This window comes from Pseudoalteromonas sp. BSi20311 (assembly GCF_000239875.1).
Lineage (GTDB): Bacteria > Pseudomonadota > Gammaproteobacteria > Enterobacterales > Alteromonadaceae > Pseudoalteromonas.
Genome location: NZ_BADU01000009.1, coordinates 1 through 25,057, shown reverse-complemented (window position 1 = coordinate 25,057; position 25,057 = coordinate 1). Strand labels below are relative to the sequence as shown.

The following is a 25,057-nucleotide window of genomic DNA, read 5'->3' as shown; positions in this document are numbered from 1 at the left end:
TGGTGTTAATCATGTTAATTATGCCTTATTGGATTTATGCGGTTATAGTTTTGCGCCTAGGTATGCTCAGTTCACCAGTGTGATCAATGACCTATTTAACGTAACTGAAAGCGACGACGGAAACACGCATCTGGCGCTGAAAAAGCCGATAAAAATGAATGTGATTGAAGAAGGCTGGCAGGATATTCAGCGTATTGTGTTATCCCTTCAAGAAAAACGCACAACACAGGCATTGCTAGTACGCAAATTATCTGGTTATCCATCTAGACACCCTATATTACAAGCATTAACGGAATATAATAGGCTCATCAAAGCCCAATATTTACTTGATTATATTGATGATGCAAGTCTGCGCCAATATGTTCAACGAGCACTGAACCGAGGCGAAGCCTGGCATTTCCTCAGGCGAGCTATTGCATCGGTCAATCGTGACCAGTTCCGTGGAAAAAACGAATCAGAAATAGTCGTCTGGAACGAGTGTGCCCGTTTGACGGCAAATGCTATTATCTACTTTAACTCGATGATCCTAAGTCATCTATTACTGCACTTTGAAGAAGTTGGTGACGAGGAAAAAGCAGCAATAACTCGACAAGTATCACCCGTTGCATGGCAGAACATTAATCTGAGCGGCACTTATCAGTTCGCTAGTAACCGCAAACTACCTGATTTACAGGAAATAACTAGGCCTATTGTTGAAAATGAAGTCTAAAATGAAAGGTAACCCAGCTCCACAAGCCATTAACTGCGAGGGTTGTGGCGATTTATGTTACTTTAGAGGGGAAAATCCCTAGAACCCCACGGTGCTCAACTTATATTCTGCAAGCTCTTGAACCTGTCCACATGGGTGATCATTCAAACTCAAGAGGTTGGCAATTTCATCTAGCGTAAATCCAAGCACTTGTGCGCGTTTGATAAAGCGAATTCGACTCACTGTGTCATCGGGATAGTGGCGGTATCCCACTTCGGGTTTAGTCGGTTGCAGAATTAAGCCTCTACGCTCATAAAATCGAACTGTTTCAACGTTTATATCGAGCTCTTTGGCAACTTTGCTGATACTTCGTGTCATTTTTCACCTCCTCTTTTCACAAACGGTACCTATGAGCTATTTTTACACCCACAAAAATCTTGGATGGTATTATTGTCGACAATTGACCTCCCACTATATAGCTTAGTCCTTGTTAACCGGTATTTGAAAGAGAAAACTAGGCAGGTGTTAGTTAGACCGATATCTGTTTTCCCTCAATGAAAAGTACTAAATTCTGGGGCTTCTGATTAGTTAGGAAAATTATTGGTTGTTCCAATGATGCTCAATGTGAGCTATCACCACATTAAAAGTGACTAAATTAAACCCTGTAGGGCTTACTACTCGATCAGTGTCACCTTATCTTCCCAAAACCTTAGATAGAAACAGCTATGGCGCCTTGTATGGCATGCAAACCCAACTTGGCTTACTTCGGCGAGAAGAACATCGCCATCGCAATCGGCTGCAATGGATTTCACGGTTTGCGAGTGGCCAGAGCTGCTACCTTTTCGCCACAAGCCTTGTCTTGAACGTGACCAGTAGCACATTTTCCCTGTTCTCAGTGTTTCATCTAAAGACTCTTTGCTCATCCAGGCAAACATAAGTACCTTCATTGACTTCTCATCTTGAGCAATCACAGGAATGAGCCCATCGGCATCAAAGTTTAGCTCTGCTATCACCTTGTCTAAGGAATAGCTCGTACCAGCCACATCGTTTTCAATGGATTTAAACCAGTGTTTCATACTACTTACTCGTGTGCGTTCTTAAAAGTGGCCAGCAAGAGAAGTTGCGCGAGTATCTCTCTCGGCTCTCAAAGTACATTGCTTGCTGTGCAATTTTTATTAGGCAAGCAAGACAACCCAATAGTTACTAGTCACTAACACTATGGCAAATAATACGGTTAACCAAAAAATATACTGTCGACGCTTGCGAACTTGAGGCACGGCACATGCATCACCTGGGTTGCAATCCTCAACAGGGCGATAGACTTTCCATCCTGCAAAACCAAGTAATAATATAACGAACAGGATAAAGATGGGCCGGTATGGTTCAAAGAACGTTAGACTGCCAATCCAGGAACCACTGACACCCAGCATGAGTAAAATGAGTGGTCCTGCACAGCAAATGCCTGCGCCTACGGCAGCAATAAATCCGCCAATAAGTGGTAGACTTGTTTCTTTTTGGGACATAACTTACTCCTCGAGTGTTAGTTGATGGAGAAAGTCTAAATGCCGTACTAATGTACGCTGTCAAGTGTTTTGGTGATTGGGGTTCAAGTTAGTACTGTGAAGGGAACGAGGAACAAATTGCTTCTAGCTGAGATTATATTATTACAAATAAAGACTTCAAGTGCCTTTGTAATGCGTTTGAAGTCTTCTGCTTTGGACGGTGCTACTGCCGGCAGAATTTTATTACCCATACTCACGTGGCAAGAAATTCAAATTCATAAGTCATGCAAATGTACACATCGACCTAAAATGCCGAGGTTGCTTTAATAGAGATCATGAAAAAAGCAATGCCTCTCTTAACCTTCCTATTTTCACGGAACTCCTATTATTTTGATACGACCGAGGGGTAGCCTACATTTGTTGTCGCTTTGGTTAGCTGTTCAATACTGACACTATTCTCATGATAGACAACCTTCGCCGTTTTATGGTCAAAATTCACGTCGGCATCTATTACGCCCTCTAAATTGGTTAATGACTTTTTCACTGTAATTGGGCACATGGCACAGGTCATATTTTCAACCGCTAATGTTGCAGTTCTAACGTCCGTACTAACACTTTCCTCTGCCTGAGCGGCATTGAAAGACGTCCCAAGAAGAACGGCAAATATAAAAATATTAAGGTACCGTACGAAATCAGTCGTTATCTTCATCATAAAAATCTCCAAGTTAAGTGATAATAAATTCTGCATAGTAGGGGAAAGTCAGCAACAGCATAATTAGTACTGACACGACCCAAAAAATAATACGTTGATTCCGCTGTACTCTCGGAATTGCACATAGCTCACCTTCATTACATTGACGTGGTGCGATATATAGTTTTCTGAACGTCCACACTAACAAACCAAGCGTTATCAAAATAAATATAGGTCGTACGGGCTCAAACGCAGTCAAGGTACTCGCCCAGCTTCCACCAACACCTAACGTCAGCAAAACCAATGGGCCAACACAACAAACTGAAGCGCCTATTGCAGTTAGACTGGCTACCAAAAGTGACTTTTTGGATTCACTGCGTTGTATCATAAATAGAATTCCATCGTTATTTCCTTCAGTAAGATTGGTACAGCTTTGTAGGTTCTTAGTCAATTATTTGGGTTGAAAGTTCACTGCCAGAGTGACCTTTTTCTATTTTAATGCTCTGGGATACTTGACTCAGTACCGTGGTACCGAGTTTATATTCACGCACGTTTGTAACAATCAAACTTAACCATTCTTAAAGGAAATTAGTATGAAAATTAGTATGAAACATACCCGCTACATCACCAAGATTGCAGAAAGTCTGACGCCAGCCAATCAGCCCCAAGGCTTCGGGGAACTGTTCGTCGTGCTGCTGCGTGAGCTTGCCAAGGGGCGTCCAGTTTCACGAACGACGCTTGCCAAGTCTCTCGACTGGCCTGCTCAGCAAGTGAATGCGGTACTCGAACGGACGACTAGTACCGAGTACGATAGTGATGGGAATATTGTTGGTTATGTCCTCACCTTGCGCGAGACTTCGCATATCTTTGAGATTGACGGCCGCCGTCTATACGCTTGGTGCGCACTGGACACTCTGATGCTTCCGGCCCTCATCGGCCAGACGGCGCGCGTGACGTCGCATTGCGCTGCAACCGGGGCGCCAGTTTCCCTCACGGTTTCGCCGAACGAAATCCGGGATATCGCACCGACCGACGCCGCAGTGTCGTTGGTACTGCCGCAGGAAACAGCGGACATTCGTCGGTCATTCTGTTGCCACGTCCATTTCTTTGCATCGGCCGTGACGGCGAAAGATTGGGCCTCCAAGCATGAAGGAGTGGAGATCGTAAGCGTCCAAGATGGCTTCCGCTTGGGCCAAGAGCTTAATCGACATCTGCTGCAGACTGCGTAATACCATGATGCCGATCGCTCAATACCATTCAAGCCGATCACTTTTTTGTCTGTCAGTAGACCTCAGTAAAATCTAACTTGAGTGATCGGCATCAGTCAAGAAATTTAGTTTTTTTCGCATCGACTCGCCTTTTAATTCCAACTTTATCGCCCCGTGCACAAGCCTATCTAGAATCGCATCCGCGTGTGTCGATTCTCCGATCATTTCATACCAATTTTCTATCGGTAATTGACTCGCTATTAAGGTCGATTTTGTATCATATCTTGCATCAATTAATTCCAGTAAATCACTCCGTTGTTGAGCCGTTAATGGCTCTAATCGGGGTTTTGCGCCCATCCCCTCGAAATTAACCTTAAGCCTGTTTTTTGAACAATAAATTAATGTATGATAATGAAAAAAATTAGAGGAAACCATTATCACCACTCAAAAAACTAAACTTATCCATATACTTATCAATTTAAAATTACTTTCAAAAAAGCAGTTTTATACAATAATCATCTAACCATTAGCTTTAACTTATTACTCTAGATAAATTAAAGCTTGAAGGGAATTTCGATAAGATGATTACTGAACACGGATTTTGGCTACGTAACAATGAATCCATTACCTGTATTTCAACACTCGGACCTGTTGGTTCAAGTAGCGAGGCAGCAGCTCTTCATATGGAAATACTACTAGGTAGGAAGCTTAAGATACATTTATTTAGCAGCTTTGAACTAGCGTCCGCTTATACTGAAAATCATACCGACTGTGCTCTTTTAGTTGCTAATGCATATCGGGATTCAGATTATTTCTATATGAATCCAAAAACAACACTAATGGGTTCTTTTTTCTTTAGCCCTCCGCATTATTTTATTTGTTCTCGCAGTAAAGATGAATTAAAAAGAAAGTTAGAGAATAAAAAACGAATCTCTATAGTAACTCATAATGCCCCCGCATCACGATTAAACGATGTCATTTCTTCAATGCAAAACAATGGCTATGAATTTTCGGAAGATAAAATTGAAGTTCATTATACCGAAGCCACCAGTAAAGGTGCTCAGGATGTCAGTAATGGATTATATGATTGTTGTTTATCCAATGAAATAGCCGCTAAACATTCCAACTTAGAAATAATTTCACTCCCACTAATTATTGAAATGACGTGGGTTGTATTTGTCAAAACTAATATAAATTTAAAGGAGCATAAGCAATGTCTATTGAGCGCTGTGCAATTATAATTGATAAAAATTTACCTATAGGACTTATTGCTAATACGGCTGCTATATTAACACTGTCTTTAGGGAAATTAAAACCGGAACTTATAGGTGATGATATTAATGATTATGATGGTAAAGTTCATAAGGGCATAACCACTATACCTATCCCGATATTAACGGGCGATGGAAGTTCATTGTCAAGTCTGCGTCAACAACTTAGGGAGTACGAACCAGACTTAATTGTTATTGATTTTAATCATGCGGCACAAATGACCAAAAATTATGAAGATTATTCTAATCGCTTATCAGAAGTTACAGCAATGAGCTTAGAATATTTAGGAATAGTTATCTACGGTAACAAAAAAATTGTTAACAAGTTTACTGGAAACTTAGGATTGCTTAAATGATAAATATGACTTTAATTTCTGGAGAAGAATTTACACGTGGTTCGTTAGACTCTCCAGATGAAATGCCACTCATGCAAGTTAAATTAGATCCATTTTTTATGGATGTTAAACCAGTCACAAATGAAGACTTTCAAACTTTCATTGAGCAAGGAGGTTATCAAGAAGCTGATTTATGGAGTTCAGAAGGTTTGGAGTTTATTTCAAAATTGAGCATCAATGAACCTCTATACTGGAATGATCCGAATTGGAACCAAGCAGATCAACCTGTAACAGGTATTAGTTGGTATGAAGCTGTTGCATATGCAAAATTTGTAGGTAAAAGTTTACCTACCGAAGCTCAATGGGAGTTTGCAGCGAAAGGAAACGATAATCGCAAATATCCTTGGGGGAATGCTGAAGCATCACTATTACTAGCAAATTTTTATCCTGATTGTGAGCCAGCGGAATTAAATCGGCGTTCGACACCTTGGCATGCTCATATACAAAATAGATCACCCTTTGGTTGTATCGATATGGCTGGAAACTTAGCAGAATGGTGCCAAGATAATTATTCCCCTAATTATAACTGGGATCAAAGTGGTATAAATCCATTATATAAGAGTAGTAATACAGATGACTTTGTTACACGAGGAGGATCAGGCTTACATGATAGTGAATATATGCGCTGTAGCAGCAGAGATCCATATCCTCCAACTGTAAGAGATAATATTGTGGGATTTCGTTGTGTGAAGTTATTAGCAAAAGATAGTGAGTAAAATTTGAAATGAATAATATTATACCTAAAACGCCTTGGATTGAAAAAAAAACCGTCCTCATTACGGTATTACCAAGAAGGGGTTCCATCGTCAGTTGATTTAAGTAAATGGACTTTGAATATATTTAGACCTGAGCAAGAAAAACCAATTAAAATTAATTACAATGAACTAAGATCTATTACTCAGCGAATAGAAAACCGTAGGGTTGTATGCGTTTGTAATTGGAGCATTCGTCGAACTTGGACAGGAATTTATTTAGAAGATCTATTTAAATATTTAAAAATCAAAGAAAGTCAATTTAAGGGTAAATTTCTTAAGCAAATTAGTATAGGCACAGCTGACAAAGGAAAATATGATTCAACTATCCGTATCGATGATGCTTTTGAGAGAAAAACTATGTTGGTTTTCGATGTTGATGGTCAACCTTTATCTCTAGAAGAAGGTTATCCAGTACGCTTAATTGATTTCGGTTTGTACCGTTATAAAGGAATAAAAGGACTAAGTGAACTGCACATTACGAATGAGTTTGAGACTGGTCATTGGGAGAAAATGGCTGGCTATTGTAAAGAAGGTAAAGTAAAACCTAAAAGATATCGAATTGTCGACTTACAAGAGCACCGTTTTATTGAAGGTGCGGAAGTAACTGATTTTTAATATTATAGGACTATTATGTCATCACTTATAGCTATGGCGTTATTTGCATTTGTTACGTCAATATCCCCAGGCCCAGTAAATATAGTAGCAACATCTTCTGGGGCTAACTTTGGTTTCAATAAAACTTTATACCATATAACAGGCGCTACAATAGGTTTTACCAGTATTTTATTACTTCTGGGCGTTGGTGCTATAGAAGTATTTCATGAAAACCCTGAAATTATGAATTACTTAAGTTATATAGGGGCGGCTTTCTTATTATACATGTCTTATAAAATTGCATTTGCTCCTATAAATAAAGTTAATGAAGAAAATCAAGCTACTCCACCCACCATATTAGAGGGATTACTTTGCCAATGGTTAAACCCGAAAGCATGGATAGTAGCCGTTTCAGGTGTTACAGTGTTTTCATCGAATGGCGAAAATAATACATCTTCGATATTATTATTTAGCTTAGTGTTCTTTGTGGTATGCTTTCTATCAATATCAGTATGGGCAGTGATGGGTGTAACTATTAAAAAATTGTTGTCACATCCTGAACATTATAAGCTTTTTAATTTAATCATGGGTTGTATATTAGCAAGTACGGTTATTTATTTGCTGATATATTAGATTACTACTTACAAGAAGATAAGTGTAAATATGAATAGCGGAAAGCCTTTATTTTATCATTCTATAGGACTCCCTATAGAAGCTAGAAGTGCTGATAATTCAGAAGCCTGTTATAAAAAGCATACCCATGAAGAATTTTCCGTTGGTATTGTCGAGAAAGGCGTTAGTGAATATTTTAACACAGGAAAAAAAGAAGAAATAGGAAATGGCTCAATAGTCATTATTAACCCAAGTGATGTTCATTCTTGTAACCCTAAAGATGGTTATACTTGGAATTATAAAATGCTGTTTGTTAATCCTCAGTGGTTACATTGCATACAAAATGAGGTATTGGATACAACTACAAAAGAGTTCATGCCATTTCATCAACATCATTTAAAAAACCAACAAACATTTCTTCACTTCAAGTGGTTATTTAATATTTTAGTAAGTAATTCTAGTCAATTACACAAAGAACAATCATTGATATCATTTTTTGCTTGCTTAATTAAAGGCGATCAAGGAAAAGAAACGATAATAAAAAAATCAGAGCACAGCGCTTTAGCATTTGCCAGAGATTATATTGCTGATAATTGCGAGCAGAATATTAAAATAGATAATATAGCCTGTGCTGCTGGACTAAGTAATTATTATTTAATCCATGCTTTTAGAAAGGAGTTTGGAATGACACCACACGCTTATCAACTAGCAAGAAGGATCAATAAAGCAAAAACACTATTGCGTTATGGTACTGATATAGCCTCAGTAGCTGTAGATCTAGGTTTTACGGATCAAAGTCATTTTCATCGAAACTTTAAACAAATAGTCGCGGCAACGCCAAAACAATATAAAGATTGCTTTGCGTGAATTTAGTCTATTAGGGGGGCGTGCCCATCCCCTCGAATCGGCATTAGAAGTTTAAAGTTAAACTATCTGAAATAAATAATAAATTAGGTCAAGCTTTATAATTTCGTTGTATCAGTTGGTGTTTTTTCAAGAACATCATTCAATATTCTATAAATCGTAGCCGAGCCTAAGTCATAATCTTTTGCCAATTGACCAATAGAGACGCCTTCTTGCCTTTTATTATAAATTTCTAAATCTATTTCATCGGTTCTTTTTGTTGGCCTACCAAATTTAACTCCGTGCTCTTTCGCTTTAACAATACCTTCTAGTTGTCGCTCAGAGCGTAAATCTGTTTCAAACTCTGCGATTGCCGCTAGCATGTTAAACATTAAACGACCAGTGGGAGTGGCAGTGTCAATTGATTGGTCAATTACCACTAGGTCAATATTTTCTGCCTGAAAGCGTTCAGCAACTTGTGATAAATGAATAACGGAACGCGCAAGGCGATCTAATCTGGTGATAACGAGAGTATCTCCTTCCCGAAGATAATTCATGCACTTTTGAAACTCTGGTCGAGCCGCTGTTTTACCACTTTGCTTTTCATGATAAATTTTATCGCAGCCAACTTGATTTAACTTATCAAGTTGAACTTCTAAACTTTGACCTGTTGAGCTTACTCTTGCGTATCCAATTTTTGACAATTTTTTATCGTATACTTTAAGATATTTTGATAAAAACATTATGAGAGCACTTTTGATAATAGTCAAATGTAGTTATCATAAAGTATACTTTATGATAACCGTTATTTTGGTTTTCAATTGATACTATCAAGTGTTTCAATACCATTTAGTAAACCGATTAAATCAATTTCCTTACGGTCTTTATTAAAGGCATATTCACCATTCAAATTTATATGCTGCCAAGCGACAGGTGATAATCTTGAAATAATATCAACAACGTCTTGCCTACCATTCTTTTCTTGAATTTGCAGAAATGCCGACAGTAACGCAGAATTATAATAAATAATACAGTTTGAAATAAGTCGGGCGCAGTCGTTCCATTGTGATACTTGGTAATCATTACCGCCACGAAATTTATTACCATTAACGGAAGTTATAGCTCGTTTTAATTGGTGGTACGCTTCACCTCTGTTCAAGGCTTGCTGAACATAATGGCGTAGCGTGGAATTATCAACGTATTCCAAAACATAAATTGATTTTATCAAACGGTCGTATTCATGAATGGCTGCCAATGTGCGACTCTTGCCATTACTCAACTTTCTAATGATAGTGCTTTGTGTGGTAGTCTTTCGGCTCAATGAACACAAGATATGTTGAATGTCATCCCACTCTTCAGTAATGAGTTTATGATTGATTTCTTTTATCAATTGAATACGTCCACCATCTTCTTCAGACACTTCAAATAAATTAAAAAATATTTTTTTCATTTTTGCGTATCGAGGGGCGAACGTATAGCCAAAGAAGTCCAAAATAGCGAAGTTGACATTGTTGGTACCATGCGTATCAGTGGATAACGTACTTGGCTGTATGTCTGATGAATTATTATAAAGTAAATCGAAAGCAAAATGACCTTCATACTCATTAGCACCAATCACTTGCGTACTCACTGGAACATGGTTTGAAACTAATGTAAGCGCCGAAACGCCTTTACCTTTAGAAAAATATTTAGATGAATAACGCGCCTTAAAGATATTAATGCGGCACTCAAATTTTTGACCATCAATACTTGAAAACAATTGGTTATCGTCGACATGGTAATAGGCAAATATTGGTAACGTGGCTATTGCATTGGAAACCTGAACATTCGACTGTGTTAATGTCTCATATCGAATATAACTATCATCGACACTGCGTAATTTACCCATGGAACGGTCGGAAATATTCGCCATTTTATATAAACCGTAATTGGTGCCATTAGCTAAGATGCAAGCGATCAAATCCTCCTTATTAGCCGGTGCTTTTTCTTTGTTAACTGAAATGTGAGTGAATGATTTTAAAAAGTCTGTTTTTTGATCAACAAATAGCATGAGTTCAACAATACCCATATGTTGAATTTGACTATAAAGTGGATTGTCGATAGTTTCTTGCCATCGTTTATTAGGAATAGACCACTTAAGTTCGGCCTTGCCAGGAATAAATTCAACATACTTATTGTCGCCATTAAAAATGTGTTCACTTACTTCCTTCAGCTTAGCTTCTAGCTGTTGACTCTTATCCGTTAATGTTTGATTAATGGAAGCACTCAACTTATCAAGTCCTGTATTTTCAATTATTTCAGCCTTTTTCTCCCATTCTTTAGGTTGGATTAAGTCAGAAGTTAAGCTTCTATTATTAACACTCTCTTTAACGGTCAGGCTGTTGCTATGAAATAGCTGTTCTGCTTTTCGGTAAAGAAAGTACTCAAACCGATTAGCAATTAATTTGGTATTATCGCCTTCGAAATATTCTCGGTCACTTTTAGGTACCACATTGATGTTAATTGTTTTTATCGTTTTGAACGCCCCTAATTCTTCGTGAGCTGTGGTGTATTGTTCGCGTAATTCATCTTTTAGGTGAATGAACTCGATATCAATAGACAAGAAGAGTGAGCGGATAAGTTTTTTAATTTTACTCGATTGTTTATCGATAAATTGCCATTCATATTGACGGCCATCAAAGTCATTGTTATCTAGATGATCACTTAGTAACTTAATACTCTCTGCGGGAATAAGTTCAAAGGCTTTCTTACGCACATCACCAAAGCTAAGGTTATCGTCCATGTCGGCATCGATAAAATACTTTAATAAACTACCCGCAGATTTTAATTTAGTGCGAACAATAGTGACATCTTCTACAATGCGTTGTTTTGCATAGCCTTTAGCTGATTCAGTTAACTTTCTGATCATATAGATAAAAGCGGAAACCAAATTGTCATTGGTTTCTCGGTACCTAAAAAATAAATAGCAAACAAGATATAAAATAGTTTGGCTGTCATCGTGTCTTCTAAGTTTATAAACGGTCTTGTGTTTAACTAATGACGCGTAGTATTCAAGGTTTTTAGGGGATAGCTCCAGTTCAGTAATAAGCACTTTAATTTCAGGATAAAGTGAACGTATAATTTTATGTGTCTTCAACTCTTGTGCTATTTGACTGGCCGAGAAGTCTTTAGCCATCTTTTTTAATTTAGCTAAATCAGTAAAGGTATTATTTGATTCAAGTAATTTCAGCAATGTTGCTTTTGTGGATAGTGTTAAATTTTCATTGAGAACAACTTCAATACGATTGCGTTCATTTGATAATACCGTTGATATAGTATCTTGCAGCGTTGTGTAACCCGCTAGCGCTATTCTATTTTGACCAAAATATGCAATGCACTCATCGAAAACATATCTAGGCTCTAAATTTATTTTTACAACATCATTTAATCTTCCAATTAATGGGGCTTTGTTAATTTTGCTTTGGTAAATTGAAAAACCTACATGTTTAAGTAATTTACTAACCAGCTTTGTTTTTGTTGTTCGAGATAAATCAGTTAATAGCATGTCTTTGCCATTGAAATATTTACTTCGAACATAATCAAGATCAACCACAACATCATCAAACGAAAAGTTAAAGGTAATAGGCCGTGATCTGAAATACCCTAATAGCAGAATAAAATATACTCTGGTTTCTAATCGTCTTAACTCATTAACGAGCTTTTGGGTCTCATTATCCAGTGAAAAATAGTCTTCCCTGTCTGTACGATTAAAGTTAGGTAGAGCGTAAAGTTCGTTTATTTCGGATTCGTTAAGTATGTGAATACGTTTAGTGGCTGAATTAGTGATGATGGTTGACCTTTATAATTATTTTTCATCATCATAACTTATGATCGGTCAGAAAATAATCTTAAGGTTCATTTCGAGGGGATGGGCACAAAACCCCTATAAACCAGCAGAACTACTCAGCTAGCATATATATTCGAAACTACATAACTGACGGCAGATATATTTAATTTTAACTGTAAAGTTAAGAATACGTATAGGTAATTTAAGTATGATGTGTTCCTACGTTTAACATTATCTTAAACAGCTTAGCTAAGTGGCTACAAGCAAAGCTAAATAAATACCACTCTTACTATATATCTTATTGTTTTTTAATGCTTTACGCTTTTTTATTTAAAAATTTATTATCAATAAAACAGCCAAATCTGGGCTTGCAGTCCTATTTATATTTACCTAATAACTAAATAATTGGTAAATAGTGTATTTAGTCCTTGAACAAAGGACGCTGCATACGTTAATTTCAATACATCAGGTAATAGGAATGAGGAATGAACATGCAATCGTGGAACCCAAATAGTTGGAGAGAACTGCCAATACTGCAGCAGCCACAGTACCCAGATCAAGACATATTAAAATCTGTTGAAGGCCAGCTTAAAAGCGCACCGCCTTTAGTGTTTGCAGAAGAGACTAGAAGTTTGTTTAAACAACTTGAAGATGTGTGTGAAGGCCGCGCATTTTTACTTCAAGGTGGTGACTGCGCAGAATCATTTAGTGACTTTAACGCTGCAAATATTCGCGATACATTTAAGACCATTTTACAAATGGCTGTAGTACTAACCTATGGCGGTAAATGCCCAGTTGTAAAAATTGCACGTATGGCAGGTCAATACGCTAAGCCACGCTCAGCCGACTTAGAAACAATAGACGGTGTTTCGTTACCATCTTACCGTGGTGATATAGTAAATAACTTTGAGTTTACTGAAGAAGCGCGTATTCCAGACCCTCAGCGTTTAATGACCGCGTATCATCACAGTGCGGCAACACTCAACCTACTACGTGCTTTTGCACAAGGTGGGCTTGCTGACTTACATCAGGTTAACCGTTGGAACATGGGCTTTGTTGCTGCTAATCCACAAAAAGAAAAATACCAACAGCTGGCAGATAAAATTCAAGACGCTTTAGAATTCATGGAAGTATGTGGTATTAATTCAACTATAGCGCCAAGCTTAAAAGAAACAGATTTATACACATCACACGAAGCGTTATTGCTAGGCTATGAAGAGGCATTAACCCGTAGAGACCATTTATCAGGCGACTGGTACGATTGTTCAGCGCACTTTGTTTGGATTGGTGAGCGCACACGTCAGTTAGACCATGCTCATATTGAATTCTTTAAGGGCATTAAAAATCCAATAGGCGTTAAAGTTGGCCCAGGTATGGATCCTGACGAACTTATCCGTTTAATTGATGCACTAAACCCAGATAACATTCCTGGCAGGTTAACGCTCATTACACGAATGGGTGCAGATGTATTACCAGAGAAGCTACCGGCGCTTGTTCGCAAAGTACAGCAAGAAGGGCGTAAGGTAATTTGGAGCTCAGATCCAATGCATGGCAATACAGAGAAAGCCAGCTCAGGTTATAAAACTCGCAGCTTTGATAACATTATGCGCGAAATTAGTCAGTTCTTCGCTGTTCACAAAGCTGAAGGCTCATACGCAGGTGGTGTTCATTTAGAAATGACCGGACAACATGTTACTGAATGTACCGGTGGTGCATACGGTTTATCAGATGATGACTTAGCGCAGCGTTACAAAACTCAATGTGACCCTCGCTTAAATGCCGATCAAGTATTAGAGCTTGGCTTTTTAGTTGCAGACCTTTTAAAAGATGCTCGCAAGTAATACGCCTTCCTAATATGTTAAAAGCCGCTATTATTTAGCGGCTTTTTTGTGTGCTGTGTGTAATTACATGCTTAAATCACATGTTAGTTTGTTAGTACTTACGACGCTCAAGACCTGTATCAGAAATGATTTTTGCTGAGATCTCTTCAACCGAATGGTGGGTAGAATTTAAATGAGCAATTTTATGCTTCTTATAGAGCATTTCTACTTCGCGCACTTCAATACGACACTGTCTAATTGATGCATATTTTGAATTTGCCATTCGTCTATCTCTGATCGCAGCCAGTCTCTCAGGGTCTATAGTTAAACCAAACAGTTTATGCTTATAAGGCACTAAGCACTTGGGTAACCCTTCGCTTTCTAAATCATCTTCTGTGATCGGATAGTTGGCCGCTTTAATACCGTATTGCAGGGCTAAATAGAGGCTTGTTGGCGTTTTACCGCTTCGACTAACGCCAACTAAAATAATATCAGCCTCAGCAAAGTTTTTAATATTACCGCCGTCGTCATTCATTAAAGCATAGTTAACTGCATCAATTCTAAAGTCATAACTTTTTTCGTGTATTGAATGGGTTCTATGTACTTTAGGTACTGGGGCAACGTTTAATTCGCTTTCAATTTTTTCGCTATAGGTTGTTAAAAAGTCATACGAGACAGCATCTGCAGAGCGAATAATTTCCGATAATTTATGATTCACAAAAGTAAAAAACACTAGAGGCTTCTCACCTTGCTTAGACGATGTGGCGTTAATAAGCGCTTTGATTTCATGCGCTTTTTCTTCGGTTTCTACAAAAGGAATTGTTTTATGATTAAATTCGACAGGAAATAAAGACAAGGTCGCATGACCAAACACTTCAGATGTGATTGCCGTACCATCTGAAATATAAAACGCAGTTCTCATAAAGCCTCTTTTTTATTACATTTAATTTTAAAATAAGTGTATCACGGTTTACGTGAGGACGTTTGCCAGTGTAGAATGGGGGCGACCTTTATAAAAGGTTTTCTTTCTTAACTCTCACAGTTAGTACTACAATTTGTTTTTTGGAGAAAGATCCGTGCAAGAATACGTTCTCTGGTATCAAGAGCTTGGTATGCAAGATGTTCCTCGAGTTGGTGGTAAAAATGCCTCACTTGGTGAAATGATTTCAAACTTAGCTAACGCAGGTGTGCAAGTCCCAGGTGGTTTTGCTACTACCTCAGACGCTTTTAACGAGTTTTTAGAACAATCAGGACTCAACGCAAAAATTCACGACATTTTAGATACTCTTGATGTTGATGATGTAAACACACTCGCCAAAGTCGGCGCCGATATCCGTCAGTGGATTATCGATACCCCATTCCAACCTAGTCTAGATAAAGCAATCCGCGATGCATACAGCCAACTTCATGGTGACGCTTCTGCAGATGTTTCATTCGCTGTTCGATCATCAGCTACTGCTGAAGATATGCCAGACGCCTCGTTTGCAGGCCAACAAGAAACGTTCTTAAACGTTGTTGGTATTGATTCTGTAATGACTGCTATTAAACACGTATTCGCTTCGTTATTTAACGACCGCGCTATTTCTTATCGTGTTCACCAAGGCTACGATCATCGTGGTGTAGCGTTATCAGCGGGTATTCAACGCATGGTACGCTCTGATAAATCAGCATCAGGTGTAATGTTCAGTATTGATACTGAATCGGGCTTTGAAGATGTAGTGTTTATCACATCAAGCTATGGTTTGGGTGAAATGGTTGTACAGGGTGCGGTTAACCCAGATGAATTTTATGTTCATAAACCAACGCTACTTAAAAATAAGCCAGCTGTAGTACGTCGTAACATTGGCTCTAAAGCCATTCAAATGATTTACTCTCAAGACAAAGCTCATGGCAAACAAGTAGAAATTGTTGACGTAGACTCTGCACTTTCAAACAAATTTTCGATTACAGATGAAGAAGTGCAAGATCTTGCCAAACAAGCTGTAATCATTGAAAAGCATTACGGTCGTCCAATGGACATCGAATGGGCAAAAGATGGTAACGATGGCAAACTATATATAGTTCAAGCGCGTCCAGAAACTGTTCGCTCAAACGAAGACACAAACGTAATGGAACGCTTCCAACTAAATGGCAGCAGCAATGTTGTTGTTGAAGGCCGTGCAATTGGTCATAAAATTGGTAGTGGTGTTGTACGTGTACTTGATTCAATCAAAGAGATGGACCAAGTACAAGTAGGTGACATTTTAGTTACCGACATGACAGACCCAGACTGGGAACCTATTATGAAACGCGCGGCTGCGATTGTTACAAATCGTGGTGGTCGTACATGTCATGCTGCAATCATTGCACGTGAGTTAGGTATTCCAGCCGTTGTTGGTTGTGGTAATGCAACAGACTTAATTAAAGCAGGTCAAGAAGTTACTGTATCATGTGCCGAAGGCGATACAGGTTTCATCTACGAAGGTATTTTAGACTTTGAAGTACTTACTTCACGTGTTGACGAAATGCCTGAACTTCCAATGAAAGTGATGATGAACGTAGGTAACCCAGATCGCGCATTCGATTTTGCACGTTTACCACATTCAGGTGTTGGCCTTGCGCGCGTTGAGTTTATCATCAACCGTATGATTGGCGTTCACCCTAAAGCGTTATTAAATTTTGATGCACAAACAGATGCATTAAAAGCAGAAATCACAGACATGATTGCCGGTTACGAATCACCTGTTGAATTCTACATCGGTAAACTAGTTGAAGGTATTTCTACCTTAGGTTGTGCGTTTGCACCAGAGCGTGTAATTGTTCGTATGTCTGATTTTAAATCAAACGAATATGCTAACTTAGTGGGCGGCCAGCAATACGAGCCAGAAGAAGAAAACCCAATGATTGGTTTCCGTGGCGCTGCACGTTATATCTCTGAAGACTTCCGTGATTGTTTTGCACTTGAGTGTGAAGCTATAAAACGCGTAAGAAACAGCATGGATATGACCAACATCGAAATCATGATCCCATTCGTACGTACCCTTGAAGAAGGTAAACGCGTTATTGAATTACTTGAAGAACATGGCCTTAAACGTGGCGAAAATGGTCTTAAAGTAATCATGATGTGTGAGCTTCCGTCAAATGCATTAATGGCTGAAGAATTCTTAGAATACTTCGATGGTTTCTCTATCGGTTCTAACGATTTAACACAGTTAACGCTTGGTCTTGATCGCGACTCAGGTTTAATTGCTCACCTATTTGATGAGCGTGATCCTGCAATCAAAAAGCTACTTTCTATGGCTATTAAAACAGCCAAAGAAAAAGGTAAATATGTAGGTATTTGTGGTCAAGGTCCTTCAGATCATGAAGACTTTGCAGCATGGTTAGTAGAGCAGGGCATTGACTCTGTTTCGCTAAACCCAGATACAGTACTAGAAACATGGTTATACTTAGCAGACAAACTTGCTAAGTAAGTTACCTCGTTAAAAAATGCCAGCAACTGCTGGCATTTTTTATGACTAAAAATTAATTTTTTGCTAATTTTTTATCTAAATAGGCACATGAACGAGTCAGTGCTTTTTGACACCAAGTTAAATACCCTCTTGCTTTAGGGTAATACATAGAAAAGCAGAATAAGCCTGCAATAAAAAATATTAACGATGGCCCTGGCACCACAGCAAACAATAATCCGAGTAAAATAAACAGTGTTCCGCTGATCTGCATTAGTAGTTTTTTCATATAAACCTCATAGTAGGCGTTTAACTTGATTATAATTGCAGCTGCTCATATATCGATAAAAAGAGTGTTACAAACTGTAAAATCTTCAATTTCTATTAGCCATCGCCATGATATAATTACACAAATGCATTAATAAGCGCCGCCATGATAGCAACTATTACACAACAAGATGCCGCGACCGAGCTTGTCGCAAATTATTTAAATACTATAAAAAATCAAGGGTTTACTGGAGATACAGACGCAAGTTATGCAACCAGACTCACAGCATCAACTGATAACAGTATTTACCAGCAGCTTCCGCAAGGTGTTATTTTTCCTAAAAGCGAAAAAGACATTCAAGTTGCTCTGCAAATAGCATCGCAAGACCCTTTTTTATCGTTAACTTTTGGTCCTCGCGGTGGCGGCACAGGAACAAATGGTCAATCTTTAACGCCTGGTATTGTGGTTGATTTATCACGTTATATGCGTGAAATCCTCGAGATAAATGTTGAAGAAGGTTGGGTACGAGTTCAAACCGGTGTGATAAAAGATCAACTTAACGACTTTTTAAAACCGTATGGATTTTTCTTTTCACCCGATTTATCTACTAGTAACCGCGCCACTATTGGCGGCATGATCAGTACTGATGCATCGGGGCAAGGCTCCTTAGTTTATGGCAAAACCAGCGACCATGTTTTAGGGCTAACCACCTATTTAGTTGATGGCACTGCAATGTCTACCAGTCCAATAGACATTGAAAAAGCAAAAATAATTGCCGATCAGGAATCCTTAATTGGCAAACTCTACAAAACAGTATTAGACATATCACTTAATGAACGCGACGCTATATTAGCCAAATTTCCACGGTTAAATAGATTTTTAACCGGTTATGACCTAGAGCATGTGCTAAGTGAAGACTTACAAACTTTTGATATGAGCCGCTTAATAACCGGATCAGAAGGCTCTTTAGGCATAGTTACTGAAGCAAAATTAAACCTAACACCTATCGCAGAATTTAAAACCCTCATAAATATAAAATATGACAGTTTTGATTCTGCGCTTCGCCATTCACCATTTTTAGTTGATGCCCGCGCAACTTCAGTTGAAACCGTTGACAGCAAAGTATTAAATCTTGCCCGCGAAGATATTATTTGGCATTCAGTATCGGACTTAATAACCGACGTTGCTAATAAAGATATGCAAGGACTCAACATGGTTGAGTTTAATGCCGTATCACCAGAAGACATAAAAAACAAAGTAGACACTTTGTGCAAATTGTTAGATGAGTGTGTTGCTAACCAAACTAATGGCGTTATTGGCTATCAGTTAACCAGTGATAAAAGTGATATACTGAAAATTTATGCAATGCGTAAAAAATCAGTGGGTTTACTCGGTAATGTAAAAGGCAGCCAAAAACCCCTCGCATTTGCAGAAGACACCGCCGTTCCACCAGAAAATTTGGCCGATTATATTGTTGAATTTAGAGCGCTACTTGATAGCTATAATTTACAGTACGGTATGTTTGGTCATGTTGATGCTGGCGTTTTACATGTTAGGCCGGCACTAGATATGTGCGACCCAGAACAAGAAAAATTACTGCGCACTATTTCAGATGAAGTAGTAAAACTCACCGCAAAATACGGTGGTTTGATGTGGGGCGAGCACGGTAAAGGCTATAGAAGTGAATACGGTCCTGAATTTTTTGGTGAGCATTTATTTACGCAATTACGAAAAATAAAATCGGCGTTTGATCCAAATAATAAAATCAACCCCGGAAAAATATGTACCCCGCTTGAAAGTGAAGACTCACTAGTTAGCGTTGATGGGCAAAACCGTTCTTACTTTGACAAGCAAATATCTATTGATGTTAAAACCAGTTTTAACAATGCAATGACCTGTAATGGTAACGGCTTGTGTTTTAATTATGATGAAAACTCGCCAATGTGCCCGTCATACAAAGTGACCGGTGATCGCCGTAATTCGCCAAAAGGTCGAGCAGGGCTAATGCGTGAATGGTTACGTCTTCAAGAGTCAAAAGAAGTTAATTTACTTGAGGTGGAAAAAGAACTTAACAAAGGTGAAGTCATTACCTGGTGGGAGCGCTTTGTTCATAGCAGAGAGAAAAAACAAGGCGTTTACGATTTTTCACATGAAGTAAAAGCCTCAATGGATGAATGTTTAGCGTGTAAAGCGTGTACTACGGCTTGCCCAATAAAAGTAGATGTGCCAACTTTCCGTGCCCGTTTTTTAAATTATTATCACAGTTATTATGCCCGCCCACTCAAAGATTACTTAGTGGGTAATATAGAAAACAGTGCACCGTTAATGGCAAAATTTGCTAGGGTTATTAATCCAATTGTAAAAACATCATTAGTTAGTGGCCTCATTAAAAAAACGGTAGGCTATGTTGATACCCCTCAGCTAAGTATTCCTGCACTCAACAAACGTGTAAACAAAGCGCAAAAATTTAATTTAGAATTACTTAAAAAACTAAGTACCGATGAGCAAAATGATTATGTACTCATTGTTCAAGACCCATTCACCAGCTTTTACGAAGCAGAATTGGTTGAGAGTTTTTTTACACTAATTACTCAGCTTGGAAAAAAACCAATGCTGTTACCCTTTAAACCCAATGGCAAACCTCAGCACGTGAAAGGTTTTTTGCATGAATTTAAGCTAACGGCAAAAAATGCTGCAGAGTTTTTAAATCAGCTTAATGATATTAATGCACCGCTAGTTGGTTTAGATGCGTCGTTAGTGATGTGTTATCGCGATGAGTATAATACAATTTTAGAAAGTAACCGTGGCGATTTTAATGTGCAACTTGCGCATGAATGGTTAGAAACACAATCGTTCAGTGCTTTAAAAGCTAAACAAATAAATACTGAATTTACCTTATTAAGTCACTGTACCGAAACGACTGCATTACCAAAAGCAGCAAGTGTGTGGAAAAATATTTTTGATGAACTTGGTTTAACATTAAACACCACAAATACTGGGTGTTGTGGTATGGCCGGCACTTATGGTCATGAAGCACAAAACCAAGCAAACTCCAAAGCACTTTATGAAATGAGTTGGAAACCTATCGTTGATAAAAATAAACCTGAGCAACTTTTATCAACTGGCTTTTCATGTCGTAGCCAAGTAAAACGTTATGAAAAATTTAAGCCTAAGCATCCAATAGAGTTACTGGCAAAAGTACTTAGTTAATAATTTAACTAAGTAAGCTGTAAAATAAAAAGGCGCAACTTATTATTAAGTTACGCCTTTTTATTTTTGTTTATATTTATTTAGTTTTTTTAGCAAAACTGTCTGCAATCGGTTTTGTACTAATACCATGAATAAATACACTAAATAAAATTGTGGTCATAGCAATGGTCGCAATTTGAAATTTATTTTCTATTTGTGTGTCTATCACCATTAAGGTAAATACAATTGAAGCCAACCCCCTTGGCCCAAACCAAGCAAACGTTAAACGCTCTTTTATTTTTAATGACGTAAATTGCAGTGACAACATAACAGGAATTATTCTGATCAGTGTTGTACTAAGTAGCCCATAAATTATTATTTCAGTATTTAATTTCGGGATCACTAAATAAGCACAAACAAAACCGAATAAACACCAAATCATTAAAGAGGAAAAGTCAGCTATATGCTCTGAGTCTTCAATCAGCTCTTTGTTTATTTTGGTGCTCGCGTATTTATCAAATAAAAGCCCAGCTACAAATACGGCAATAAATCCACTGCCATGAAAATATTGCGTAAGTGAAAATACAGCCATAGCAAAACCCAATAGTAAAAACGGGCTAGTGTTTTGGGCAAAGTAATGTCGCTTCATTGCAAAGTTTAAACACGGAATAAAAACAGCAATACCTGCGAATGCAATTAATAATGCAACTCCCAATTCTCTACCAAATACAGTTAACGTTTGTGTTGCAGTAATTGCGGATTCAGGATTTTTTGCAAGCAGAATAAATATTAAAAATATAGGCACACATAAGCCATCGTTTAAACCACTTTCAGTATTAATACCTTCGCGTATTTTTTCAGGCACTTTTGTATTACTTAATAACCCCTTACTTAACGCCGCATCGGTTGGGGTTAATATAATTGCGATAAGTGCTGCTTGAATTAATGAAAGCTCAGCAAATAAAAATAACGCGGTAGCAACCCCGAGTAATAGGGTTAAAGGTAAGGCAACAAATAAAAGTAAACTAGGATATTGAAAACTATGCCTTAATACTCCTAATTTTGACTTTGCTGCATCGGTAAATAAAAAGATACTGAGCGTTAATTCGATAAAGGGCAGTAAAAACCGTAAGCCATTTTTAAAATTTTCACTTTCGTTCGGAGCTATCAATGCTAGCAGCATCCCCCCTATAACAAAAAACATCGGCCCAGTAATTTCTGTTTTTTCTAATTGGCGTAGTGTTATAGAATAAATTAAAAATAATGCACCAATAAAAGCAATAACTAAGTATTCCATTAAATCTTCCTTTTTATTCCAGACTTTGCCCGTTCTTTAATATTTGTTTGAATATATATTTGATCAGTTGTGGCTATTTTTGCGTGACCTAAATCTTCAGATAAATGTTTTAAAGGTCGAGTTTGTGCGTCATGCGTTGCACCGGTATGTCGAAGCCAATGTGCAGTGGCCGCTTCTAATTGTTCCGCGTCATCTTTAAACCCATCATCAAGTAATGACTGCTGTGCAATATCAAAACTTTGTTGTACTAAACGTCGAATTTGTCTTACTGTCATACCACCTTGGCCACGAATTTTATGCACTAACGGGTCGGATTCGTCAACCCGGGGCAGGGCAGGTAAACCACGGTATAACCGATAACGTTTTAAATACTCAAGAAAATCATCACTTAAAGTTACATCTCGTAATTTATTACCCTTACCCATTATACGTAAAAACCAAAAGCCATCGTTATCTTGCCAAAAATGAGACATAACAGGTGACCATTGTGGACGTTCTGATAATTCTGATATACGTAAATATAATCCTTTTAAACAGGCGAGGGTAAAAAGGTTTCTTTCATACTCTGGTTTTTGTTCGCACAGATCACGCGTTACTCCAAATACGTATTCCCATTGAATATCGCTTAATGTATCGGGAATTTGTATTTGTGATTGTACAACCAAGTAGGGGCTATTTTTCTTAACCACAGGTACAAAGTTAGCGAAGGTTTTTTCTTCTAAAATAGCGAACTTGTAAAATACATTAAGTGCAGTAAACATAGCGGATAATGTTTGCTGACTCGCAATAGATTCTTTTTGCATGAAAGGGCGCCAATTTTGGTTTAACCTACGTACTCCTTGCTCATCTTTATAGCGCCACTGCACCGAAGTTGATGCCCACTTTTTGTCCGGCTCGACCATAAAATCAACATACGCCTCAATATCTTCACGCTTTAAATCGAATACTGATTTTTCAGCTATAAGCCATGACCACAAATAAAATCGTTCTAATTCATTGCGAAAACGACTATAAGTTGCTTCTGATTTTCGGCCATAAACATATAAAAACTGGTATAAAAAGTTAAGATCGGCCTTTGATTCAGTTACAGTCAAGCTGACTTGCTGTATAAAAGAGGCTAGTTCTGGATATTCTGATTGGAGTGTATTATCTTCAAGGTGAGCTATTTGATAACGTAATTGTTTTAATGTATCGACCAGAGCAACAAGCATAATAGTAAAATATATAAGAAAATAATAGACTTATAGATTAACCTTAAAGTCCGATACTGTCTAGTATTGGACATAACGAAATTTTGATATTTATGCTAAATGCAGATTTATTAACCATATACCTTATTAAAGGAAAAATCATGAAAAAATTACTTCTGTTGAGCATGTTAGTTATTAGCGTTTTATTAACAGGTTGCGCTACTACAGGCAGTGCTTCTCCTGGAGAAAAACGTGCTTTAGTACAAAGTATGAAATCGAATACATTAACTGCTTTATACGAAAAAAAACCAGATGTTAAAACTCAAATTGCAAACTCTGCCGGTTATGCTGTATTTGATAATGCCAACGTAAACGTTATTTTAGCCAGTTTTGGTGGTGGGTACGGTGTAGTAAAAAATAACCTAACCGGAAAATCTACCTATATGAATATGGGCGAAGCTGGTTTAGGCTTAGGTTTAGGTGTTAAAGATTTCAATATTGTGATGGTTTTTCACGATCAAGCAGCGTTAAATAGATTTATTAAACATGGTTGGGCGTTCGGTGGTAATGCCGATGCTGCTGCAAAATACCAAGATAAAGGTGGCGCTTTAGTTGCCGAAGCTATTGCTGACCAAGTTACTGTTTACTCTTTAACCGAAAGTGGCCTTGCACTGCAAGCTGTTTTAAAAGGCACTAAATTTTGGGTCGATTCTGAGCTAAACTAAGCTATCAAAACCCTATCATAAGTGGGCTAGTTTTTATGATTACGCCCACTTTAATTTAAATAACGCAACTTAACATAACGTAATTTATGGGCACTTAAGCTTTGCAATTATAATTTAATTATTACGTGTTACAATAAGACTGATTACTGAACTTTCAATTATAAGTCGATCAAACTAATTACTTAAATTTTTAATTACTTCTGAAATTTTAATTTTAGGAACTCTATGCATTCAAAAGATATTGTCGAAACTGCTGTTGAAGATTTATATAAAGAGCTATTAAAAAATGGCTCTGATAGTTCTTTTACAAAATCAGAAGTAAAGGACTTTTCATCCCAAGCTAGTCAAAACTTGTTAAAAGCAATTAATTTCTTTTTTGTTGGTGATTCTCTAGTTAACTTTAATTCTTCTCAGCTCTCTAACTTCAATAAAAAACATAAAGATATTTGGCAATTACAAATTGCTTTGCTTGAAAGGTATGTATCATTTACCTGTTGGTTGAGTGAAGTTAATGCTTCATCATTTAATCCAGACAAAAACTATGAAAACGAAATTGTTCTAACTACAGTCTTACTTAATCTTCACGCAAGAGCATGTTTAGTTTCAAAAGAAATCTTAGCCCTATTAAATAATGGCTTTGCTGACGCAGCGATTTCTAGGTGGAGAACTTTATACGAAGTATCTACTACATTAATGTTTATAAAAGATAATGGTGAAAAATGCGCAATTCAATTTTATGACCACAATATAGTTGA

The 25,057-nt window shown here is 37.7% G+C and carries 23 protein-coding genes and 2 pseudogenes; 13 read left to right on the top strand and 12 right to left on the bottom strand.

Going from position 1 to position 25,057, the window contains the following annotated elements; all coding sequences use genetic code 11:
* The coding region (locus P20311_RS01250) for a Tn3 family transposase (protein WP_036984616.1) at positions 1-709 on the top strand (709 nt) is incomplete at its 5' end.
* Positions 710-796: 87 nt separating this feature from the next.
* On the opposite strand, the pseudogene P20311_RS01245 reads toward P20311_RS01250, so the two are convergent.
* The 5 genes and pseudogenes from P20311_RS01245 to P20311_RS01225 form a co-directional block, all read right to left on the bottom strand.
* Positions 797-1,066, bottom strand: a pseudogene (locus P20311_RS01245) (MerR family transcriptional regulator); the annotation flags it as partial.
* Between the two features lie 296 nt (positions 1,067-1,362).
* Positions 1,363-1,764 (bottom strand): phosphoribosyl-AMP cyclohydrolase, encoded by a 402-nt coding sequence (gene hisI, locus P20311_RS01240; protein ID WP_007106064.1) that lies wholly within the window; start codon positions 1,762-1,764, stop codon positions 1,363-1,365.
* 99 nt (positions 1,765-1,863) lie between these two features.
* Complete coding sequence (locus tag P20311_RS01235; RefSeq protein ID WP_007106065.1) at positions 1,864-2,211, bottom strand: mercuric transporter MerT family protein; 348 nt, start codon at positions 2,209-2,211, stop codon at positions 1,864-1,866.
* Between the two features lie 364 nt (positions 2,212-2,575).
* On the bottom strand, positions 2,576-2,902 hold the full coding sequence (locus tag P20311_RS01230) for a heavy-metal-associated domain-containing protein (RefSeq protein ID WP_012517600.1): 327 nt from the start codon (positions 2,900-2,902) through the stop codon (positions 2,576-2,578).
* 13 nt (positions 2,903-2,915) lie between these two features.
* Positions 2,916-3,269 carry a mercuric transporter MerT family protein gene (locus tag P20311_RS01225; protein WP_007106067.1) on the bottom strand — a complete coding sequence of 118 codons (354 nt, stop codon included), beginning with the start codon at positions 3,267-3,269 and terminating at the stop codon, positions 2,916-2,918.
* Positions 3,270-3,474: 205 nt separating this feature from the next.
* Between P20311_RS01225 and merB the strand changes: the two genes are divergently transcribed.
* Positions 3,475-4,110 (top strand): organomercurial lyase MerB, encoded by a 636-nt coding sequence (merB, locus tag P20311_RS01220; protein ID WP_008108752.1) that lies wholly within the window; start codon positions 3,475-3,477, stop codon positions 4,108-4,110.
* 72 nt (positions 4,111-4,182) lie between these two features.
* Here the strand turns inward: merB and istB are convergent.
* Positions 4,183-4,428, bottom strand: a pseudogene (gene istB / locus P20311_RS01215) (IS21-like element ISShfr5 family helper ATPase IstB); the annotation flags it as partial.
* Positions 4,429-4,670: 242 nt separating this feature from the next.
* Between istB and P20311_RS01210 the strand changes: the two are divergent.
* Genes P20311_RS01210 through P20311_RS01185 form a run of 6 tightly spaced genes read left to right on the top strand, consistent with a single transcriptional unit; the run spans position 4,671 to position 8,583 of the window.
* A complete protein-coding gene (locus P20311_RS01210; RefSeq protein WP_008108748.1) occupies positions 4,671-5,330 on the top strand; it encodes a hypothetical protein in 660 nt (219 codons plus the stop codon).
* On the top strand, positions 5,303-5,716 hold the full coding sequence (locus P20311_RS01205; protein WP_008108746.1) for a DUF2000 domain-containing protein: 414 nt from the start codon (positions 5,303-5,305) through the stop codon (positions 5,714-5,716). Before P20311_RS01210 ends, P20311_RS01205 begins: the two co-directional genes overlap by 28 nt.
* Entirely contained in the window at positions 5,713-6,471 is a 759-nt protein-coding gene (locus P20311_RS01200; protein ID WP_008108744.1) for a formylglycine-generating enzyme family protein, read from the top strand. The genes P20311_RS01205 and P20311_RS01200 overlap by 4 nt, the downstream gene beginning before the upstream one ends.
* Positions 6,472-6,510: 39 nt before the next feature.
* Complete coding sequence (locus P20311_RS01195; RefSeq protein WP_008108742.1) at positions 6,511-7,125, top strand: molybdopterin-dependent oxidoreductase; 615 nt, start codon at positions 6,511-6,513, stop codon at positions 7,123-7,125.
* Positions 7,126-7,140: 15 nt separating this feature from the next.
* Positions 7,141-7,737, top strand: a complete 597-nt coding sequence (locus P20311_RS01190; protein ID WP_008108741.1) for a LysE family translocator — start codon at positions 7,141-7,143, stop codon at positions 7,735-7,737.
* Between the two features lie 30 nt (positions 7,738-7,767).
* Positions 7,768-8,583: an AraC family transcriptional regulator gene (locus tag P20311_RS01185; protein WP_008108739.1), complete on the top strand. Its 816-nt coding sequence runs from the start codon at positions 7,768-7,770 to the stop codon at positions 8,581-8,583.
* A gap of 95 nt (positions 8,584-8,678) precedes the next feature.
* Here the strand turns inward: P20311_RS01185 and P20311_RS01180 are convergent, their stop codons facing one another.
* On the bottom strand, positions 8,679-9,302 hold the full coding sequence (locus tag P20311_RS01180) for a recombinase family protein (RefSeq protein ID WP_008108736.1): 624 nt from the start codon (positions 9,300-9,302) through the stop codon (positions 8,679-8,681).
* A gap of 74 nt (positions 9,303-9,376) precedes the next feature.
* Positions 9,377-12,355: a Tn3 family transposase gene (locus P20311_RS01175; protein ID WP_274377835.1), complete on the bottom strand. Its 2,979-nt coding sequence runs from the start codon at positions 12,353-12,355 to the stop codon at positions 9,377-9,379.
* A gap of 521 nt (positions 12,356-12,876) precedes the next feature.
* Between P20311_RS01175 and P20311_RS01170 the strand changes: the two genes are divergently transcribed.
* On the top strand, positions 12,877-14,226 hold the full coding sequence (locus P20311_RS01170) for a class II 3-deoxy-7-phosphoheptulonate synthase (RefSeq protein WP_193371755.1): 1,350 nt from the start codon (positions 12,877-12,879) through the stop codon (positions 14,224-14,226).
* A 91-nt stretch (positions 14,227-14,317) separates the two neighbouring features.
* On the opposite strand, the gene P20311_RS01165 is transcribed toward P20311_RS01170, so the two are convergent.
* Positions 14,318-15,127: a pyruvate, water dikinase regulatory protein gene (locus P20311_RS01165; protein WP_008108730.1), complete on the bottom strand. Its 810-nt coding sequence runs from the start codon at positions 15,125-15,127 to the stop codon at positions 14,318-14,320.
* Positions 15,128-15,281: 154 nt separating this feature from the next.
* Here P20311_RS01165 and ppsA point away from each other — a divergent pair, with 154 nt between their 5' ends.
* On the top strand, positions 15,282-17,657 hold the full coding sequence (gene ppsA, locus P20311_RS01160; RefSeq protein WP_008108727.1) for a phosphoenolpyruvate synthase: 2,376 nt from the start codon (positions 15,282-15,284) through the stop codon (positions 17,655-17,657).
* A 52-nt stretch (positions 17,658-17,709) separates the two neighbouring features.
* Here ppsA and P20311_RS01155 read toward each other — a convergent pair whose 3' ends face one another.
* Entirely contained in the window at positions 17,710-17,922 is a 213-nt protein-coding gene (locus tag P20311_RS01155; protein ID WP_008108725.1) for a PGPGW domain-containing protein, read from the bottom strand.
* A 144-nt stretch (positions 17,923-18,066) separates the two neighbouring features.
* Here P20311_RS01155 and P20311_RS01150 point away from each other — a divergent pair, with 144 nt between their 5' ends.
* Positions 18,067-21,111 (top strand): FAD-binding and (Fe-S)-binding domain-containing protein, encoded by a 3,045-nt coding sequence (locus tag P20311_RS01150; protein ID WP_008108723.1) that lies wholly within the window; start codon positions 18,067-18,069, stop codon positions 21,109-21,111.
* A gap of 76 nt (positions 21,112-21,187) precedes the next feature.
* Here P20311_RS01150 and P20311_RS01145 read toward each other — a convergent pair whose 3' ends face one another.
* Both P20311_RS01145 and P20311_RS01140 read right to left on the bottom strand, forming a co-directional pair.
* On the bottom strand, positions 21,188-22,387 hold the full coding sequence (locus P20311_RS01145; RefSeq protein WP_008108721.1) for a sodium:proton antiporter: 1,200 nt from the start codon (positions 22,385-22,387) through the stop codon (positions 21,188-21,190).
* Complete coding sequence (locus P20311_RS01140; RefSeq protein ID WP_008108719.1) at positions 22,387-23,598, bottom strand: tyrosine-type recombinase/integrase; 1,212 nt, start codon at positions 23,596-23,598, stop codon at positions 22,387-22,389. The genes P20311_RS01145 and P20311_RS01140 overlap by 1 nt, the downstream gene beginning before the upstream one ends.
* Before the next feature lie 140 nt (positions 23,599-23,738).
* On the opposite strand from P20311_RS01140, the gene P20311_RS01135 reads away from it, so the two are divergent.
* Both P20311_RS01135 and P20311_RS01130 read left to right on the top strand, forming a co-directional pair.
* Complete coding sequence (locus tag P20311_RS01135; RefSeq protein ID WP_008108715.1) at positions 23,739-24,302, top strand: YSC84-related protein; 564 nt, start codon at positions 23,739-23,741, stop codon at positions 24,300-24,302.
* A 225-nt stretch (positions 24,303-24,527) separates the two neighbouring features.
* Positions 24,528-25,057, top strand: a 530-nt coding sequence (locus P20311_RS01130; protein ID WP_036984609.1) for a DUF5677 domain-containing protein, incomplete at its 3' end; no start/stop codon positions are given.

What these genes read in the sequence shown, in the direction of transcription:
- hisI (WP_007106064.1), bottom strand. Translation starts at nt 1,764, where the DNA reads ATGAAACACTGGTTTAAATCCATTGAAAACGATGTGGCTGGTACGAGC.
- P20311_RS01235 (WP_007106065.1), bottom strand. Translation starts at nt 2,211, where the DNA reads ATGTCCCAAAAAGAAACAAGTCTACCACTTATTGGCGGATTTATTGCT.
- P20311_RS01230 (WP_012517600.1), bottom strand. Translation starts at nt 2,902, where the DNA reads ATGATGAAGATAACGACTGATTTCGTACGGTACCTTAATATTTTTATA.
- P20311_RS01225 (WP_007106067.1), bottom strand. Translation starts at nt 3,269, where the DNA reads ATGATACAACGCAGTGAATCCAAAAAGTCACTTTTGGTAGCCAGTCTA.
- merB (WP_008108752.1), top strand. Translation starts at nt 3,475, where the DNA reads ATGAAAATTAGTATGAAACATACCCGCTACATCACCAAGATTGCAGAA.
- P20311_RS01210 (WP_008108748.1), top strand. Translation starts at nt 4,671, where the DNA reads ATGATTACTGAACACGGATTTTGGCTACGTAACAATGAATCCATTACC.
- P20311_RS01205 (WP_008108746.1), top strand. Translation starts at nt 5,303, where the DNA reads ATGTCTATTGAGCGCTGTGCAATTATAATTGATAAAAATTTACCTATA.
- P20311_RS01200 (WP_008108744.1), top strand. Translation starts at nt 5,713, where the DNA reads ATGATAAATATGACTTTAATTTCTGGAGAAGAATTTACACGTGGTTCG.
- P20311_RS01190 (WP_008108741.1), top strand. Translation starts at nt 7,141, where the DNA reads ATGTCATCACTTATAGCTATGGCGTTATTTGCATTTGTTACGTCAATA.
- P20311_RS01185 (WP_008108739.1), top strand. Translation starts at nt 7,768, where the DNA reads ATGAATAGCGGAAAGCCTTTATTTTATCATTCTATAGGACTCCCTATA.
- P20311_RS01180 (WP_008108736.1), bottom strand. Translation starts at nt 9,302, where the DNA reads ATGTTTTTATCAAAATATCTTAAAGTATACGATAAAAAATTGTCAAAA.
- P20311_RS01170 (WP_193371755.1), top strand. Translation starts at nt 12,877, where the DNA reads ATGCAATCGTGGAACCCAAATAGTTGGAGAGAACTGCCAATACTGCAG.
- P20311_RS01165 (WP_008108730.1), bottom strand. Translation starts at nt 15,127, where the DNA reads ATGAGAACTGCGTTTTATATTTCAGATGGTACGGCAATCACATCTGAA.
- P20311_RS01155 (WP_008108725.1), bottom strand. Translation starts at nt 17,922, where the DNA reads ATGAAAAAACTACTAATGCAGATCAGCGGAACACTGTTTATTTTACTC.
- P20311_RS01150 (WP_008108723.1), top strand. Translation starts at nt 18,067, where the DNA reads ATGATAGCAACTATTACACAACAAGATGCCGCGACCGAGCTTGTCGCA.
- P20311_RS01145 (WP_008108721.1), bottom strand. Translation starts at nt 22,387, where the DNA reads ATGGAATACTTAGTTATTGCTTTTATTGGTGCATTATTTTTAATTTAT.
- P20311_RS01140 (WP_008108719.1), bottom strand. Translation starts at nt 23,598, where the DNA reads ATGCTTGTTGCTCTGGTCGATACATTAAAACAATTACGTTATCAAATA.
- P20311_RS01135 (WP_008108715.1), top strand. Translation starts at nt 23,739, where the DNA reads ATGAAAAAATTACTTCTGTTGAGCATGTTAGTTATTAGCGTTTTATTA.